Below are 340 nucleotides of genomic sequence, written 5' to 3'. Positions count from 1 at the left end.
GAATGGACATTGTAATAAGGAGACCAGAGTAAACAACTCGTGGTCCGTATCTGTCAATTAACATCCCAATGACGATTCTAGCGGGAATTGTTAGGGCCACATTAATAATTCCTAAAGCAGCTAAGTGTTCACCAGTTAACCAATCATTTGACTCAAGCATCGTAGTAGCAAGAGGAGCCATATTGAACCAGGTGAAGAATGAGATGAAAAAAGCAATCCAAGTCAGATGTAAAACTTTCATTTGTTCATTTTTGAATTTAAAAATGTCTGAAATACGCATCGTTTTTTAACTCCCCTTTTTGTTTTAATTAGATTTCTAGATTTTCTATATTTTCTGAAC

1 pseudogene is annotated in these 340 nt (G+C 35.0%); it reads right to left on the bottom strand.

What is annotated here, in order from left to right:
- Window positions 1-280: pseudogene (locus tag AOA59_RS32830) on the bottom strand (MFS transporter); the annotation flags it as partial.
- Window positions 281-340 lie beyond the last annotated feature (60 nt).

The organism is Pseudomonas sp. 2822-15, from assembly GCF_002742515.1.
Classification (GTDB): Bacteria; Pseudomonadota; Gammaproteobacteria; order Pseudomonadales; family Pseudomonadaceae; genus Aquipseudomonas; species Aquipseudomonas salomonii.
This window is presented reverse-complemented; position numbering and strand designations above follow the sequence as displayed.